General features: G+C 71.3%; 13 protein-coding genes and 1 pseudogene. 5 read left to right on the top strand and 9 right to left on the bottom strand.

What is annotated here, in order from left to right:
• Window positions 1–3 precede the first annotated feature (3 nt).
• From CK485_RS13445 to CK485_RS13420, 6 genes are all read right to left on the bottom strand, one after another.
• A complete protein-coding gene (locus CK485_RS13445) occupies window positions 4–735 on the bottom strand; it encodes a Tellurium resistance (protein WP_199239336.1) in 732 nt (243 codons plus the stop codon).
• Between the two features lie 75 nt (window positions 736–810).
• Window positions 811–2,007: a DUF475 domain-containing protein gene (locus CK485_RS13440; RefSeq protein ID WP_109450240.1), complete on the bottom strand. Its 1,197-nt coding sequence runs from the start codon at window positions 2,005–2,007 to the stop codon at window positions 811–813.
• A gap of 48 nt (window positions 2,008–2,055) precedes the next feature.
• On the bottom strand, window positions 2,056–2,631 hold the full coding sequence (locus tag CK485_RS13435) for a TerD family protein (RefSeq protein WP_109450238.1): 576 nt from the start codon (window positions 2,629–2,631) through the stop codon (window positions 2,056–2,058).
• A gap of 160 nt (window positions 2,632–2,791) precedes the next feature.
• Entirely contained in the window at window positions 2,792–3,367 is a 576-nt protein-coding gene (locus CK485_RS13430; protein WP_109450236.1) for a TerD family protein, read from the bottom strand.
• Window positions 3,368–3,548: 181 nt separating this feature from the next.
• Complete coding sequence (locus CK485_RS13425) at window positions 3,549–4,007, bottom strand: peroxiredoxin (RefSeq protein ID WP_109450234.1); 459 nt, start codon at window positions 4,005–4,007, stop codon at window positions 3,549–3,551.
• A 210-nt stretch (window positions 4,008–4,217) separates the two neighbouring features.
• Window positions 4,218–4,655: a DUF3052 domain-containing protein gene (locus tag CK485_RS13420; RefSeq protein WP_109450232.1), complete on the bottom strand. Its 438-nt coding sequence runs from the start codon at window positions 4,653–4,655 to the stop codon at window positions 4,218–4,220.
• Between the two features lie 495 nt (window positions 4,656–5,150).
• Here CK485_RS13420 and aceE point away from each other — a divergent pair, with 495 nt between their 5' ends.
• Window positions 5,151–7,898, top strand: coding sequence for a pyruvate dehydrogenase (acetyl-transferring), homodimeric type (gene aceE / locus CK485_RS13415; RefSeq protein ID WP_109450230.1), 2,748 nt, complete (start codon window positions 5,151–5,153; stop codon window positions 7,896–7,898).
• A gap of 257 nt (window positions 7,899–8,155) precedes the next feature.
• A complete protein-coding gene (locus tag CK485_RS13410; RefSeq protein ID WP_109450228.1) occupies window positions 8,156–9,430 on the top strand; it encodes an alpha/beta hydrolase in 1,275 nt (424 codons plus the stop codon).
• 66 nt (window positions 9,431–9,496) lie between these two features.
• Here the strand turns inward: CK485_RS13410 and CK485_RS13405 are convergent, their stop codons facing one another.
• On the bottom strand, window positions 9,497–10,516 hold the full coding sequence (locus CK485_RS13405; RefSeq protein ID WP_109450226.1) for an aldo/keto reductase: 1,020 nt from the start codon (window positions 10,514–10,516) through the stop codon (window positions 9,497–9,499).
• The gene (locus CK485_RS13400) at window positions 10,513–11,037 is read right to left on the bottom strand and encodes a MerR family transcriptional regulator (RefSeq protein WP_109450224.1); all 525 of its coding nucleotides are present in this window, start codon (window positions 11,035–11,037) and stop codon (window positions 10,513–10,515) included. Before CK485_RS13400 ends, CK485_RS13405 begins: the two co-directional genes overlap by 4 nt.
• Window positions 11,038–11,164: 127 nt before the next feature.
• On the opposite strand from CK485_RS13400, the gene CK485_RS13395 reads away from it, so the two are divergent.
• Entirely contained in the window at window positions 11,165–11,980 is an 816-nt protein-coding gene (locus CK485_RS13395) for a serine hydrolase domain-containing protein (protein ID WP_109450222.1), read from the top strand.
• Between the two features lie 10 nt (window positions 11,981–11,990).
• Here the strand turns inward: CK485_RS13395 and CK485_RS13390 are convergent, their stop codons facing one another.
• Window positions 11,991–12,617 (bottom strand): pirin family protein, encoded by a 627-nt coding sequence (locus CK485_RS13390; RefSeq protein WP_109450220.1) that lies wholly within the window; start codon window positions 12,615–12,617, stop codon window positions 11,991–11,993.
• Window positions 12,618–13,203: 586 nt separating this feature from the next.
• Between CK485_RS13390 and CK485_RS13385 the strand changes: the two genes are divergently transcribed.
• Together CK485_RS13385 and CK485_RS13380 are read left to right on the top strand one after the other, a co-directional pair.
• The gene (locus CK485_RS13385) at window positions 13,204–14,403 is read left to right on the top strand and encodes a helix-turn-helix domain-containing protein (protein ID WP_241968331.1); all 1,200 of its coding nucleotides are present in this window, start codon (window positions 13,204–13,206) and stop codon (window positions 14,401–14,403) included.
• A gap of 89 nt (window positions 14,404–14,492) precedes the next feature.
• Window positions 14,493–15,416 (top strand): annotated as a pseudogene (locus CK485_RS13380) (ACP S-malonyltransferase); the annotation flags it as partial.
• Window positions 15,417–15,675: the final 259 nt, after the last annotated feature.

Here is a 15,675-nt window from a genome sequence, read left to right as displayed (position 1 = left end):
CGGTCAGGCCTTGGTCTTGTAGCCGCGGCCCCACTGCAGGCCCCAGCCGTAGAGCCGGTCCAGCTCCGACTGGAAGCCGTAGACGTACTTCACCTCGCGGCGCACCGTCAGCTCGCCCTTGCGGTTCTCGATGAGCACCACCGCGCAGGAACGGGCCTGCGGGGCACGCTCGGTGAGCGGGATCTCGATGCGCGGCCCGCTGCTGGGGTAGAGCGTGACGACGGCGTGGGTGCGGTCGAACGCGGGGGTGCCGTCGTAGATGTAGACGAAGACCAGCAGGCGGGCGAACTTCTCCTTCTTGTCCAGGTTGATGTAGACCGTCTCGCCCGTGCCCGAGCCGAACCGGTCGTCACCGCTGAGCTGGATGTAGGGCGGCTCGTTGAAGTTGCCCAGGAAGTCGCCGAGCGGCTGGACCACGCCCTTGGTGCCGTCGGCCATCTCGTACATGCAGGCCAGGTCGAGGTCGACGTTGACCATGGCGGGCCCCTGGGCCTGGACCAGCTGCGGCTTGAAGAGGTTGAGCGGACGGGTCAAAAAGCCGCCGCTGGTGCGGTCGTTGATGTCGGAGGTGCGCATCGACCAGGTGAGGTTGACCCGCAGGTTGCCGGAGGCCGATCCCTGGTGGTTGAGCGAGACGACCTGGCGGCGTCTGGTCAGCGTGACCGTGTGGGCGTTGCCCATGTCGAACTGCGGTTGCGAGGCACCGCCTCGCAGGAAGTCCCACACCTTGGCCATGTCACCCTCCCCAGACGCGCCCGGCCCTGCGCGCCGTATCGGGCGGAGGGCCGGGCGTACTGTTCAGATCGACGGTCAGACCCCTGAGGGGACTTCCGTCCGCTGCTCCGGCTCCCCGGAGCCTTCCCCGAGCCGGCGGTTCCTCACCACCGACGACAGGTACGCCGCACCGATCAGTACCACACCGACGAGGCCGGTGATCACGTCGTTGATCTCGTACTTGATGGTGACCAGCAGGATGACCGCCAGCGCTCCGATCGCGTAGTGGGCGCCGTGCTCCAGGTAGACGTAGTCGTCCAGGGTGCCCTTGCGGACCAGGAAGACGGTCAGCGAGCGGATGTAGAGCGCGCCGATGCCCAGGCCCAGGGCCATCTGGAAGATCTGGTTGGTGATGGCGAAGGCCCCGATCACACCGTCGAAGGAGAACGAGGCGTCGATGACCTCCAGGTAGAGGAACATGAAGAACGCGGCCTTGCCGACCAGCCCGAGCGCGGAAGTGCCGGACTTCTGCGCCGAGTTGACGGCCACCCCACCGGCCGCCCCACCGGCGGTCTCGCCGGAGGCCTCCTCGCCGTCGGCCTGCTCGCCCTCCTCGCCTTCCTCTTCGTCCTCCAACTGCTCCTCGAAGAAGCCGGAGATGCCGCCCACCACGAGGTAGGCGACCATTCCGGCGACCCCGGCGAGCAGCACGGTGGCGGTCTTGTCGACCGTGCCGTGACCGCCGTGCAGCGGGACCGCGGTGGCCACCGTCATCGCGGCGACCAGCAGCGCGACGAGCGCCACGACCACCGAGAGCATGTCCAGCTTGCCGAGCTTGGCCAACGGCCGCTCCAGCCAGGCGAGCCAGGCGATCTCGCGCTCCTCGAGGATGAAGTCGAGGAAGATCATCAGCAGGAACACCCCGCCGAACGCGGCGATCGCCGGATGCGCGTTGGTGACCAGGTGCTGGTAGCGGTCCGGGTCGTTCACCGCCACCTTCACCGCGTCGACCGGGTTGATCTTCGCGGTGATGGCGACGATGGCGACCGGGAAGACCAGCCGCATGCCGAACACCGCGATCAGCACGCCGACCGTGAGGAAGATCCGCTGCCAGAAGGCGTTGAGCTTCCTCAGGATGCCGGCGTTGATGACCGCGTTGTCGAAGGAGAGGGAGATCTCCAGGACGGACAGGATCGCGACGACCGCAAGACCCGACCACCCCCAGACGAGCCCGGCGAAGGCGAGGCCGATGACCGTGATCACCATTGACCAGCCGAAGGTACGGACTAGCACACTCGATCCAATCCTTGAGGGTCCCCCGCGCGTGCAGTCCGCGCAGTTTTACGAAACGTTGACCCCGAAGTCTAGAGCGATGCCGCGCAGTCCGGACGCGTACCCCTGGCCCACCGCACGGAACTTCCACTCGCCGCCGTACCGGTACAGCTCACCGAAGATCATCGCCGTCTCGCTGGAGGCGTCCTCGCTCAGGTCGTAGCGCGCCAGCTCCGACTGGTCGGCCTGGTTGACCACCCGGATGTAGGCGTTGCTGACCTGGCCGAACGTCTGGGAGCGGCTCTCCGCCTCGTAGATGGAGACCGGGAAGACGACCTTGTCGACGGTCTGCGGGACCTTGGAGAGGTCGACGAGGATGGTCTCGTCGTCACCGCCGGTGCCACCGACGAGTTCGTCACCGGTGTGCTCGACCGAGCCGTCCGGGCTCTTGAGGTTGTTGTAGAAGACGAAGTACTCGTCGCCCAGCACCCGGCCGTTCGCGCACAGCAGCGCGCTGGCGTCCAGGTCGAAGTCGGCGCCGGTGGTGGACCTGGCCTCCCAGCCGAGGCCGATCATGACCTGCGTGAGGTTCGGCGCGGCCTTGCTGAGGGAGACGTTTCCCCCCTTGGCGAGCGTGACACCCATGTTGTTGCTTCCTCCCCGGTGATGCGTGCGTGGTGCGTACCGCCCCAGCGCGCCCGGCGCCGCGTCCGCTGGGGAACGCGACGCCGGGCGTACGGGGCGGGTGGTGCGGGGGCGCCGGGCGCGCGCCGGCGCCGGGGCGTCAGACGTCGACGTAGGAGCGTCAGACGTTGACGCCGAAGTCCTGGGCGATGCCGCGCAGGCCGGAGGCGTAACCCTGGCCGATGGCGCGGAACTTCCACTCCGCGCCGTTGCGGTACAGCTCGCCGAAGACCATCGCGGTCTCGGTCGAGGCGTCCTCGCTCAGGTCGTAGCGCGCCAGCTCGTTGCCGTCGGCCCGGTTGATCACGCGGATGTAGGCGTTGCGGACCTGGCCGAAGCTCTGCTGGCGGGTCTCGGCCTCGTAGATGGAGACGGGGAAGACGATCTTGGCGACGTCGGCCGGGACCGAGGCCAGGTCGACGTTGATCACCTCGTCGTCGCCCTCGCCCTCACCGGTGAGGTTGTCCCCGGTGTGCTCGACGGAGCCGTCGGGGCTCTTGAGGTTGTTGAAGAACACGAAGTGCTGGTCGCTGAGGACCTTGCCCTCCGGGTTCGTCAGCAGGGCGCTGGCGTCGAGGTCGAAGTCGGCGCCGGTGGTGGTGCGCGCGTCCCAGCCCAGGCCGACCTGGACCGCGGTGAGGTTGGGCGCCTCCTTGGTCAGCGAGACGTTGCCACCCTTGCTGAGGCTGACTCCCACGAGTCCTCCAAGGTCTAAAGGGGGAACGTCTGGTGCGGTGCCCCCGTGGTGCGTGGTCACCGGTGGTCACCGGTGGTGGTCGCCGGTCGGTCGTGCTCACCGGCTTCCGCCGGGTCAACGAACCGATCCTAGTGACCGGTTCCCCGCCACCGCGGCAGCCAAGCGCCACGGGGGCGGCGCGTCACAGCTCGGCGAGCGCCTTGACGTACTCGTCGAGGTCACGGGCGTCCGGCAGGCCGTTGACCACGGTCCAGCGCACCACGCCCTCGGTGTCGATGATGAAGGTGCCGCGCACCGCGCAGCCCTTCTCCTCGTCGAAGACGCCGTAGGCGCGGCTGGCCTCGCCGTGCGGCCAGAAGTCGGACAGCAGCGGGTACTCCAGGCCCTCGCGCTCGGCGAAGACCCGCAGGCTGAACGGTGAGTCGTTGGAGACCGCGAGCAGCTGCACGGAGTCGTTGACGAACTTCGGCAGTTCGTCGCGCAGGGCGCACAGCTCGCCGGTGCACACCCCGGTGAAGGCGAAGGGGTAGAAGAGCAGGACGACGTTCTTGTCTCCCCGGAAGTCGGAGAGCCGGACGGTCTGGCCGTGCTGGTCGCGCAGTGCGAAGTCCGGAGCCTTGGTGCCGACCTCGATCGCCATGGGGTCGCGTCCCTTCGGTAGGGCGGTTACGTCGCGGGACAGTCTGTCACCGCGGTGTGCCGCCCCCGCGGGCGCGGGGGGCCTCGCGACGCGCCCCCGCGGGCACGGGGGGCCGGCGGGGGCGCGAGGGTCGTCGTGGCCTGGCTCGTGGCGGGCGCCAGGGGGGGCGCTCTGCGCCTTCTCAGCGCTTCCGGGTGCCTTCCGGCCCGCTCAGCGCTTTCCGGCCTTGGCGGTCTTCGGGGTGACCAGGCGGCTGCCCGACCAGTCCTTGCCCGCGTTGAAGGTGCGGGTCTGGGTGAGGCCTGCGGTGGTGGCGGCCTCGCCGATGTCGCTGGGCTCGACGTAGCCGTCGCGGCCGGTCTTGGGCGTCAGCAGCCAGATGGGCGAACCGTCGTCGACGGCCTGGGTGGCGTCCACCAGGGCGTCGGTGAGGTCACCGTCTTCCTCCCGGAACCACAGCAGCACCGCGTCCGGCAGCTCCTCGTAGTCCTCGTCGGCGAGCTCCGTACCCGTAAGCTCCTCGATACCTTCACGGAGATCGTGATCGACGTCGTCGTCGTAGCCGAACTCCTGGACCACCTGTCCGGGCTGGAACCCCAACCGGCTCGCCGGGTTGGTCTCCTCCGCGTGGTCCGCGGTCGCGCTCACGGATTGCCTCCTGTCTTGGGGATGTGTGCTGCCCCGCACGTGCGCGAGGCGTTGGCCGTAGTCCACACGGACCGGGCGGATCGCGCAAGTACCCGGCTGCCGAGATCGCCGAAACGGTGACTATTGGGGCCGTGTCGCCGCAAGACGCACACTCGGCCATGACGGGCGCCACAGCCGATTTTACCCATTTGCGGCGCCGCTACCCGCCGAAGGATTCGGACCCGGTCGCGCGGTGGCGGGCCCGGGGAGCCGAGGGCGGCGCGAGCCCCACGCGAGCGAATGGAAGTTCTCTTCCGATACGGGTGTCCGACCGCTTCCGGCCTGGGCGTAGAGTTGCGATTTGGCCCGGCTGAACCGGGGCCGAACACCGTCGCAGCTCGATGTGTCTCAGCCAGTGGTAGTTACCACTCAGTAGAGATGACGGAATCTCCAGCCGCGGTACACGATGGAGGCGGCGCGACACAGCAGAGCAAGACCTAGTAGCGAAGGAACAGCGTGGCTTCCGGATCCGATCGCAACCCGATCATCATTGGCGGCCTTCCCAGCCAGGTCCCGGATTTCGATCCCGAGGAGACGGCGGAATGGCTCGACTCGCTCGATGCGGCTATTGACGAACGCGGCCGTGAGCGCGCCCGCTACCTGATGCTCCGCCTCATCGAACGCGCCCGTGAGAAGCGGGTCGCCGTGCCCGAGATGCGCAGCACGGACTACATCAACACCATCGCGACCAAGGACGAGCCGTTCTTCCCCGGCAACGAGGAGATCGAGCGCAAGGTCCTCAACGCGACCCGCTGGAACGCCGCCGTCATGGTCTCGCGCGCCCAGCGCCCCGGCATCGGCGTGGGCGGCCACATCGCCACCTTCGCCTCCTCCGCGTCGCTGTACGACGTCGGCTTCAACCACTTCTTCCGGGGCAAGGACGACGGCAAGGGCGGTGACCAGGTCTTCTTCCAGGGCCACGCCTCCCCCGGCATCTACGCCCGCGCCTACCTGCTCGACCGGCTGACCGAGGCGCAGCTCGACGGCTTCCGCCAGGAGAAGTCGAAGGCCCCCGACGGCCTGTCCAGCTACCCGCACCCCCGGCTGATGCCGGACTTCTGGGAGTTCCCGACCGTCTCGATGGGCCTCGGCCCGCTCGGCGCGATCTACCAGGCGCGGATGAACCGCTACATGGAGGCCCGCGGCATCGCCGACACCTCCGACAGCCACGTGTGGGCGTTCCTCGGCGACGGCGAGATGGACGAGCCGGAGTCGCTCGGCCAGCTCTCGCTCGCCGCCCGCGAGGGCCTGGACAACCTGACCTTCGTGGTCAACTGCAACCTCCAGCGCCTCGACGGCCCGGTCCGCGGCAACGGCAAGATCATCCAGGAGCTGGAGTCGCAGTTCCGCGGCGCCGGCTGGAACGTGATCAAGCTCATCTGGGACCGCAGCTGGGACCCGCTGCTCGCCCAGGACCGGGACGGCCTGCTGGTCAACAAGCTCAACACCACCCCGGACGGCCAGTTCCAGACGTACGCCACCGAGACCGGCGCGTACATCCGCGAGCACTTCTTCGGCAGTGACCAGCGGCTGCGCAAGATGGTCGAGGGCATGACCGACGAGCAGATCCTGCACCTCGGCCGCGGCGGCCACGACCACCGCAAGATCTTCGCGGCGTACACGGCGGCCAAGGAGCACAAGGGCCAGCCGACCGTCATCCTCGCCCAGACCATCAAGGGCTGGACGCTGGGCCCGAACTTCGAGGGCCGCAACGCGACCCACCAGATGAAGAAGCTGACGGTCGAGGACCTCAAGCGGTTCCGTGACCGGCTGCACCTGCCGATCGCCGACAAGGAGCTGGAGTCCGGCGCGCCGCCGTACTACCACCCGGGCCGCGACTCGGAGGAGATCCAGTACATGCACGACCACCGCAAGGCCTGCGGTGGCTACGTGCCGACCCGGGTGGTGCGCGCCAAGCCGCTCGCCCTCCCGGACGAGAAGGCCTACGCGGCCGTCAAGAAGGGCTCCGGCCAGCAGTCGATCGCCACCACCATGGCGTTCGTCCGGCTGCTGAAGGACCTGATGCGGGACAAGGAGATCGGCAAGCGCTTCGTGCCGATCGCGCCGGACGAGTACCGCACCTTCGGCATGGACTCGCTCTTCCCGTCCGCCAAGATCTACAACCCGCAGGGCCAGACCTACGAGTCGGTCGACCGCGAACTGCTGCTGGCGTACAAGGAGTCGCCGAGCGGCCAGATGCTGCACGACGGCATCACCGAGGCGGGCTGCACCGCCTCGCTGATCGCGGCGGGCTCGGCCTACGCCACGCATGGCGAGCCGCTGATCCCGGTCTACGTCTTCTACTCGATGTTCGGCTTCCAGCGCACCGGCGACCAGTTCTGGCAGATGGCCGACCAGCTCGCCCGCGGTTTCGTGCTGGGCGCCACCGCCGGGCGCACCACGCTGACCGGTGAGGGCCTCCAGCACGCCGACGGCCACTCGCAGCTGCTGGCGTCCACCAACCCGGCGTGCGTCGCCTACGACCCGGCGTTCGGGTTCGAGATCGCGCACATCGTCCAGGACGGTCTGCGCCGGATGTACGGCCCGACCGCCGACGGCAAGGCCGGCGAGGACGTCTTCTACTACCTGACGGTCTACAACGAGCCGATCCAGCACCCGGCCGAGCCGGAGAACGTGGACGCCGAGGGCATCCTCAAGGGCCTGTACCGCTACAAGGCGGGCGAGAAGGGCTCGGTCCCGGCGCAGATCCTGGCCTCCGGCGTGGCCGTGCCGTGGGCGGTCGAGGCCCAGCGCATCCTCGCCGAGGAGTGGGACGTGCGCGCCGACGTGTGGTCGGCGACCTCCTGGAACGAGCTGCGGCGTGACGCCGTCGCCGTGGAGGAGCACAACCTGCTGCACCCGGAGGAGGAGCAGCGCGTGCCGTACGTCACCAGCAAGCTCCAGAGCGCGCAGGGGCCGTTCGTGGCGGTCTCCGACTGGATGCGGGCGGTGCCGGACCAGATCGCCCGCTGGGTGCCGGGCACCTGGCAGTCGCTGGGCGCGGACGGCTTCGGCTTCGCCGACACCCGCGGCGCGGCACGGCGCTTCTTCCACATCGACGCGCAGTCGGTGGTGCTGGCGGTCCTGACCGAGCTGGCCAAGGAGGGCAAGGTCGACCGCTCCGCGCCGAAGCAGGCGATCGAGCGCTACCAGCTGCTGGACGTGGCGGCGGCCGACCCCGGCGCGGCGGGCGGCGACGCCTGACGCACGCGCTCGGGCGTCGCCTCGAACGGCGGCGGCCCGCACCCGGTTTCCCGGGTGCGGGCCGCCGCCGTTCGTGTGCGCCGCTCAACACCGGGACGTCATTGGCGTGTCCCTGATGCATCACGCCTGACACACCGTCGCCTTACGTTCGGTCAGCGGCTGTTTCGTGTCGGAAACGACCATTTGAGACCACTTCAAACGTGACGTACGTCACCGGATTCACGAACGCCGCGGAAAGTCTCCTATGGTGGCCCGCGGTGAATGTCTTCGACGAGCGCGTCGGCGCTCCCCCCACTTCCTCCCGCTCCCTCGGCTGGGCCTGGCTGCGCGTGATCGTGCAGGACCTGAGCTCGCCGGGGCGCGCGGCGCTGGCCATCATGGTCGTCTTCGTGCTGCTGTCGACCAGTGGCTGGACCGCGATGCGCCATCAAAAGCCCGCCCAGGACCCGCGCGCCGCCGCCGTCTCGGCCTGGCTGCACGGCTCTGTGGCCGGCCGCCACCTGCCGAACCCGGACTCGGCGAGCGCCAGGACCGTCACACGGTTCTTCGCCTCGCTGACCGCCGCGCAGCGCGAGAGGCTGGCCGACCGCTACCCGCTGGTCGTCGGCAACCTCAACGGCGCACCGATCCCGCTGCGCTACGCGGCCAACCGGCTCGCCCTCGGCCAGCAGCAGGCGGCGGAGATCAAGCGCTCGCACGCCGAGGACCTGACCCCGGACGGCCGCTCGGAGGCGCTCCAGCTCGCGCACCGCTACGGTTCGCTGCGCGCCCCCGGCCGCCAGATCCTGGCCTTCGACCCGACCGGGCAGGGCCGCGTCGCGGAGGTCTTCGGCGACCTCGCGACCGCGCGGCGCACCGCGGTCGTGGTGCCGGGCGTCGACACCGACATCCTGACCTTCGAGAAGACCAGCAAGCCGTACTCCGCGCCGGACGGCATGGCCGAGGCGCTGTACGACTCCGAGCGCGCCGCCGACCCGGCCGGTCACTACGCGGTGATCGCCTGGGCCGACTACACCACGCCGGACGGCCTGGGCCTGGACGCCTCCACCGGCACGATGGCCGAGGCCGGCGCGGTCCGGCTCAACGCGATGGTGCGCGCCCTGCCCGCGACCACCAGCGTGCAGTTGTTCTGCCACTCCTACGGCTCGGTGCTGTGCGGGGTCGGCGCGGGGCGGCTGCCGCAGCACAAGGTCACCGACATCGCGGTCTACGGCTCCCCCGGCATGCGCGCCCAGAACGTGGCGGGCCTGCACACCGACGCGCGGGTGTGGGCGGCGCGGGACGCCACCGACTGGATCCAGGACGTGCCCTACGTCGAGGTCGGCGGGCTCGGCCACGGCCCCGACCCGGTCTCGCCGTCGTTCGGCGCGCGGGTGGTCTCGGCCGCCGGGGCGCAGCAGCACACCGGCTACTTCGCCTCCGGCACCGAGAGCCTGAAGAACTTCACCCGCATAGCGCTGGGCCGCTACGGGCAGGTCGTGTGCGCCTCGGACGACGCGACCTGCACGGCGGGCGCGGCGGCGGTGGCCTGAGCCGAAGCCCGCGCCCGTCGGCGGCGGGTCACGGCTGAGCCCGGTGACGGCTGAGCCGGCGAGGCGTTACTCGCGCGCGGCCGAGGTGCTGGACATGTCCGGGTAGCGGTCTCCCGCGACCTGTCCGGCGATCGGCTCCAGGCGGGCCAGCTCGTCGTCGGTCAGCGTGATGGCGGCGGCCGCGGTGTTCTCCAGCACGCGGGAACGCTTGCGGGTGCCCGGGATCGGCACTACCGCGGTCAGGCCGTGCACCTGCTGCCGCTGGTGCACCCAGGCCAGGGCGATCTGGCCGAGCGTGGCGTCGTGCGCGGCGGCGATCTCGCGGACCGGCTCCAGCAGCGCGGCGTTGGCCTTGGCGTTGTCGCCGGTGAAGCGCGGCTGCTGCGTGCGGAAGTCGCCGCTGCCCAGGTCCTTGCCCGCGTCGGTGAAGGCGCCGGTCAGGAAGCCCCGGCCGAGCGGCGAGTACGGCACGACGGCGACGCCCAGCTCCTTCGCCGCGCCGACCAGTGAGATCTCCACGTCCCGGCTGAAGAGCGACCACTCCGACTGCACGGCGGCGATCGGGTGGACGGCGTGCGCCTCGCGCAGTTCGGCGCCGGTGACCTCGGACAGGCCCAGGTACCTGACCTTGCCCGCCTCGACCAGCTCCGCCATCGCGCCCACCGACTCGGCGAACGGCACCGCCGGGTCCCTGCGGTGCATGTAGTACAGGTCGATGACGTCGGTCTTCAGCCGGGTCAGGCTCGCCTCGACGGCCTGCCGGATGTACGCCGGGTCGTTGCGGACCCCGCGGTAGTCCGGGTCGTCGGCCTTGCGGACGATGGCGTACTTGGAGGCGAGCGTGATGTCGTCCCGGTGCGCGTTCACGAAGGGGGCCAGGAACTCCTCGTTCGCCCCCGACCCGTAGATGTCGGCGGTGTCGAAGAGGGTGACGCCCGCCTCCAGGGCCGCGTCCAGCGTGTCGCGGGCGGCCGCCTCGTCGGTGCCCCCGTAGAACTCGCTGATGCCCATGCAGCCGAACCCCTGGACGCCGACCAGCGGACCGCCGGTGCCCAGGGCGATGGTGCCGAGCTTGTTGCTGCTCATGGATTCCGTACCTCTCCCGCGCCCGTGGGGGCGCTCGCGTAGAGATCGATCTTGCGGTCGATGACCCCGAGGGTGTCGCCCAGCTCCGCGATCCTGCGGCGCACGTCCTCGCGGTGCGCGACCAGCAGCTGGAGCCGATCGGGATAGGTGTGCTCGCCCTCCCTGACCAGCTCCGCGTAGCGGACCATGTCGGCGACCGGCATCCCGGTCAGCCGCAGTTTGTTGACGAAGTCGAGCCAGCCGAGGTCGGCCTCGCTGTAGCGGCGCTGGCCGGTGTGGGAGCGGTCGATGTGCGGCATCAGCCCGATCCGCTCGTACCAGCGCAGGGTGTGGGCGCTCAGGCCGGTGTACGAGACGACCTCGCTGATCGTGTAGCCGTCTCGGCCGGCCGGCCGGCGCGCGGGCCGGGCCGTCGTCGCGCAGTCCCGGATCGGATCGCCGGACGTCGCGCCCGCGGTGGCGGAGTGCCGCACGGCCTCCGCCCGGTGCGCGGTGGCCATCGCGGTGTCCACGACTGTCATGCCGTACCGTCCTTCCGCCTGCTCGCGCCCTCGCGGCCGTCCCCCGGGCCGCCCGCCCTCGCGGTGATCTCCACGCTAGAGACCTTGAGTGCACTCTAGGCAAGCCGCACCGGATACGCTCGCGGTCATGGAAAGCCTGGGACGCATGGGGGACTGGCCGGTTCCGACCGCTTCGGCGGCGGTGGTGCGCGCGGACGGCACGGTGGCGGGGACCTTCGGCCCGACCGGCCACCGCTTCCCGCTCGCCTCGGTCACCAAGCCGCTCACCGCGTACGCGGTGCTGCTCGCCGTCGAGGAGGGCGCCGTCGAACTCGACGAGCCGGCCGGCCCCGAGGGCTCGACCGTACGCCACCTGCTCGCGCACACCTCGGGGCTGGCCTTCGCCAAGCGCCGGGCGCAGGCCGCGCCGGGCGACCGCCGCATCTACTCCAACGCCGGGTTCGAGGTGCTGGCGGACCACGTGGCGAAGGCCACCGAGATCCCCTTCGCGGACTACCTGCGCGAGGCGGTCTTCGAGCCGCTGGGCATGGCGGCGACCTCGCTGGACGGCTCCCCCGCCGCCGGGGCGGTCTCCACCGTGGACGACCTCGTGCGCTTCGCGGCGGAGTTGCAGGCGCCGCGGCTGCTGGCCGCCGAGACCCTGGAGCGGGCCATCACGGTGGCGTTCCCCGGGCTGCGCGGCGTGCTGCCCGGCTACGGGGTGCAGCGGCACAACGACTGGGGCCTGGGCTTCGAGATCCGCGACGCCAAGTCCCCGCACTGGACCGGCGGTTCGTCCTCGCCGCGCACTTTCGGCCACTTCGGCCAGTCCGGCACGTTCCTGTGGGTGGACCCGGACGCGGGGGCGGCGTGCGTCTGCCTGACCGACCGGGACTTCGGGGAGTGGGCGATCGAGGTGTGGCCGCGGCTGACGGACGCGGTGCTGGCGGAACTCGCGCGGTAGGGACGCCCTCTCAGGCGTCCAGCGACCAGACCAGGTAGGTCGCCTCCGGGTCCGCGTCGACGGCCAACTCGCCGCCGCCGGTGACGCGGGCGGCGTCCCCGGGGCCGAACGGCTGCCCGTCGAGCAGGAGTTGGCCCCGTACGACGTGCAGGTGGCGCAGTGGCGCGGCGGTCAGGCGGGCCGGGCCCCGGTGCACGACGAGGGCGGCGCCGGGGCGGCGGGGCGTGCTGACGCGGTCACCGCTCGTGCGGCCGTACGCGGGCGGGCCGCCGAACTCGCCCGGCTCCAGCCACATCTGGACGAACGCCAGGGGGCGGTCGGGGCTGGCGTTCCGCTCGGTGTGGCGGACGCCGCCGCCCGCGCTCAGCCACTGGAGCTCACCGGCGCGCACGAGGTGGCGGTGGCCCGCGGTGTCGTCGTGCGCGAGTTCGCCGTCGACGACGAAGGTGACGATCTCCACGTCGCGGTGCGCGTGCTGCGCGAACCCGGCGCCCGGGGCGAGGCGCTCCTCGTTGACCGCGACGAGGGCGCCGAAGCGGAGGTTGCCGGGGTCGTAGTGCGGGCCGAAGGAGAAGCTGTGCAGGGTCTCGATCCCTGCGGCGGGATCGCCTCCCCGGTAGCGGGCGGCGGCGGGCATCCGACGGATCACGTGGACCACGGTAGGCGACGGCCCGAGCTTCCGGGCGCACGTGCAGGAAGGCGGCTTTCAGCCGCCCGGCACCGGGGGGTGGTTCTGCCCAGCACCACGCCCCCGCGATCGGGCTTTTCGGACGCGGTCCCCCACCCGCCCGTCCACCGCAGTCAGCCCGGCACCGGCAGGGGGTTCTGCCCAGCACCACCCGCACGCGATCGCGCCTCCGAACGCAGTCCCCCACCCACCCGCCCGTTCACTCGATCAGTCCCGGCACCGGCCCGCCCCCCTGCCCTGCACACGCACGCGATCGCACCTTCGGCCGCGGGCTCCCACCCGTCCGCCCGTGATCGCAGACGGTCCCACACGCGACCCGGCCTCCGGACCCCATGTCTTGAGCCCCGCACGCACCGCCCGCGCCAACGGGCGGGTGGGTGGGCAGAAGACCCACGCGGGACCGGCCCCGGCCACCCACCGGGCCGCGTCAACCGAACCGCCCCTGACCGCGCCAACGGCTGGGCGGGTGGGCAGAAGGCCCCCACGGAGTGACCCAGCGGTTCGGGAGCGGTCGTGCATGAGGCAGGCTTGTCCCGTGTCCGAATCCACGCGATCTTCCAGCAGCCCCAGCGGCTCCCACCCGCACAGCGCCACCCTGCGGCGGCTGGAGAAGTCCTCCGGGAGACTGTCTGCCGCGGCGATCGCGCGGATGGACGAGCAGTTGCCGTGGTACCGGGCGATGCCCCCGGAGAACCGCTCGTGGATCGGCCTGGTCGCGCAGGCGGGCATCGCCGCGTTCACCGAGTGGTTCCGGCACCCGGAGGCGCCGCAGGCGATCAGCACGGACGTCTTCGGCACCGCGCCCCGCGAGCTGACCCGGGCGATCTCGCTGCGGCAGACCGTGGAGATGGTCCGCACCACGATCGAGGTCATGGAGTCCGCGATCGACGAGATCGCGGCCCCCGGCGACGAGTCCGTGCTGCGCGAGGCGCTGCTGGTCTACGCCCGCGAGATCGCGTTCGCCACCGCGCAGGTCTACGCGCAGGCCGCCGAGGCCCGCGGCGCCTGGGACGCCCGTCTGGAGTCGCTGGTCGTCAACGCGGTGCTGTCCGGCGAGGCCGACGAGGGGGTGCTCTCGCGGGCCGCCGCGCTCGGCTGGAGTTCGCCGGATCGGGTGATCGTGGTGCTCGGCACGGCGCCCAACGGCGACAGCGAACTGACCGTCGAGGCGATCCGCCGCGCCGCCCGGCACGCCAAACTCCAGGTGCTGACGGGGGTGTTCGGGGACCGGCTGGTGGTGGTGGCGGGCGGCAGCGACGACCCGATCCGTACCGCGAAGGACCTGATCGGCCCGTTCGCCGCCGGGCCGGTGGTGGCCGGCCCCGTGGTCGGGGACCTGCTGGCCGCGACCCGTTCCGCGCAGGCCGCCGCGGCGGGGCTGAAGGCGTGCGCCGCCTGGCCCGACGCGCCGCGCCCGGTGCTCGCGGACGATCTGCTGCCGGAGCGCGCGATGGCGGGCGATCCCGCGGCCCGCGAGCAGTTGGTGGAGGAGATCTACAGACCGCTGGAGGAGGCGGGCTCGGCGCTGCTGGAGACCCTCAGCGTCTACCTGGAACAGGCCTCCTCGCTGGAGGGCGCGGCGCGGATGCTGTTCGTGCATCCCAACACCGTTCGCTACCGGCTGCGACGTGTGACCGACGTCACCGGCTGGTCACCCTCCGATGTGCGCTCCGCGTTCACCCTGCGGATCGCGCTGATCCTGGGCCGCCTCTCCAGTACCGATCAACCGCGCTGAGCTTTTGTGGGACACCCACAAATCGCCTGACCGTTCTTGGTCCCTGTCCTCACCGGCGGGGACCACCTGACGCGAGAGAGAGTGTGAAGGTGCTCGTACTCGTAGCTCCCGGCCAGGGTGCCCAGACTCCTGGCTTCCTCAACCCCTGGCTCGAACTCCCGGGCGTGGCCGACCGGTTGCACTGGTGGTCGGCGGTCGCCGGCCTGGACCTGGTGCACTACGGCACCGAGGGCACCGCGGACGAGATCCGCGACACCGCCGTGGCGCAGCCGCTGCTGGTGGCCGCGGGCCTGGTCTCCGCGCTGTCGCTCTTCCCGCACCCGGCGGACGCCCGCCGCAGGATCGCCGCGGTCGCCGGCCACAGCGTCGGCGAGCTGACCGCCGCCGCCGGTGCCGGGGTGATCACCGCCGAGTCGGCGATGGCGCTGGTACGGCAGCGGGGCCTGGCGATGGCGAAGGCCGCCGCGGTGACCGAGACCGGCATGTCCGCGGTGCTGGGCGGCGACCCGGAGGTCGTGCACGCCAAGCTCGCGGAGCTGGGCCTGACCCCGGCGAACGTCAACGGCGCCGGCCAGATCGTCGCCGCGGGCACCACGGAGCAGCTCGCGGCGCTGTCCGCCGACAAGCCCGAGGGCGCCCGGGTGATGCCGCTGAAGGTGGCGGGCGCGTTCCACACCACCCACATGGAGCCCGCCGTCGCCACGCTCCAGGCCCTGCTGCCCGGCGTCACGGTGCGCGACCCGCGGACCCGTTACGTGTCCAACGCCGACGGCCAGGTCGTGCACAGCGGCGCGGAGATCGCGCGGCGGCTGGTGAAGCAGGTGGCTGGCCCGGTCCGCTGGGACCTGTGCATGGAGACGTTCAAGGAACTGGGCGTCACCGCGATCATCGAGGTCTCCCCCGCGGGTACTCTGGTGGGGCTGGCCAAGCGCGCCCTGCCCGGCGTGAAGACGCTGGCACTCAAGACCCCGGACGACATCGAGGCGGCCCGCGAGATCGTGGCGGAGCACGGCGACGAGTCCTCGAACCCGCTCGAGCACGCGCCGACGTGGCGGCTCGCGGTGGCCCCGTTCAAGGGCACGGTGAGCATGGAGCCGTCCGTCAAGCCGGGCGAGGTCCTGGCGCCGGGCGCGACGGTGGCCCACGTCGGCAACAACCGGGAGCGGCAGGCGGTCGTCGCCGAGCACGGCGGCACCGTCGTCGAGTGGCTCGTCGAGGACGGCGACCCGGTCGCCCCCGGCCAGCCGTTGCTGCGCCTCCACCCCGCGGCCG

Origin of the sequence: Streptomyces sp. ICBB 8177 (genome assembly GCF_003144095.1) — a bacterium.
GTDB lineage: Bacteria > Actinomycetota > Actinomycetes > Streptomycetales > Streptomycetaceae > Streptantibioticus_D.
Note: the sequence above shows the minus strand (reverse complement) of the source record. Positions and strands in the feature narration are given on the sequence as shown.

Excerpts from the sequence above, each read along its gene's own strand:
- CK485_RS13445 (WP_199239336.1), bottom strand. The coding sequence starts at position 735 with ATGGCCAAGGTGTGGGACTTCCTGCGAGGCGGTGCCTCGCAACCGCAG.
- CK485_RS13435 (WP_109450238.1), bottom strand. The coding sequence starts at position 2,631 with ATGGGTGTCACGCTCGCCAAGGGGGGAAACGTCTCCCTCAGCAAGGCC.
- CK485_RS13425 (WP_109450234.1), bottom strand. The coding sequence starts at position 4,007 with ATGGCGATCGAGGTCGGCACCAAGGCTCCGGACTTCGCACTGCGCGAC.
- CK485_RS13405 (WP_109450226.1), bottom strand. The coding sequence starts at position 10,516 with ATGAGCAGCAACAAGCTCGGCACCATCGCCCTGGGCACCGGCGGTCCG.
- CK485_RS13400 (WP_109450224.1), bottom strand. The coding sequence starts at position 11,037 with ATGACAGTCGTGGACACCGCGATGGCCACCGCGCACCGGGCGGAGGCC.
- CK485_RS13395 (WP_109450222.1), top strand. The coding sequence starts at position 11,165 with ATGGAAAGCCTGGGACGCATGGGGGACTGGCCGGTTCCGACCGCTTCG.
- CK485_RS13390 (WP_109450220.1), bottom strand. The coding sequence starts at position 12,617 with ATGCCCGCCGCCGCCCGCTACCGGGGAGGCGATCCCGCCGCAGGGATC.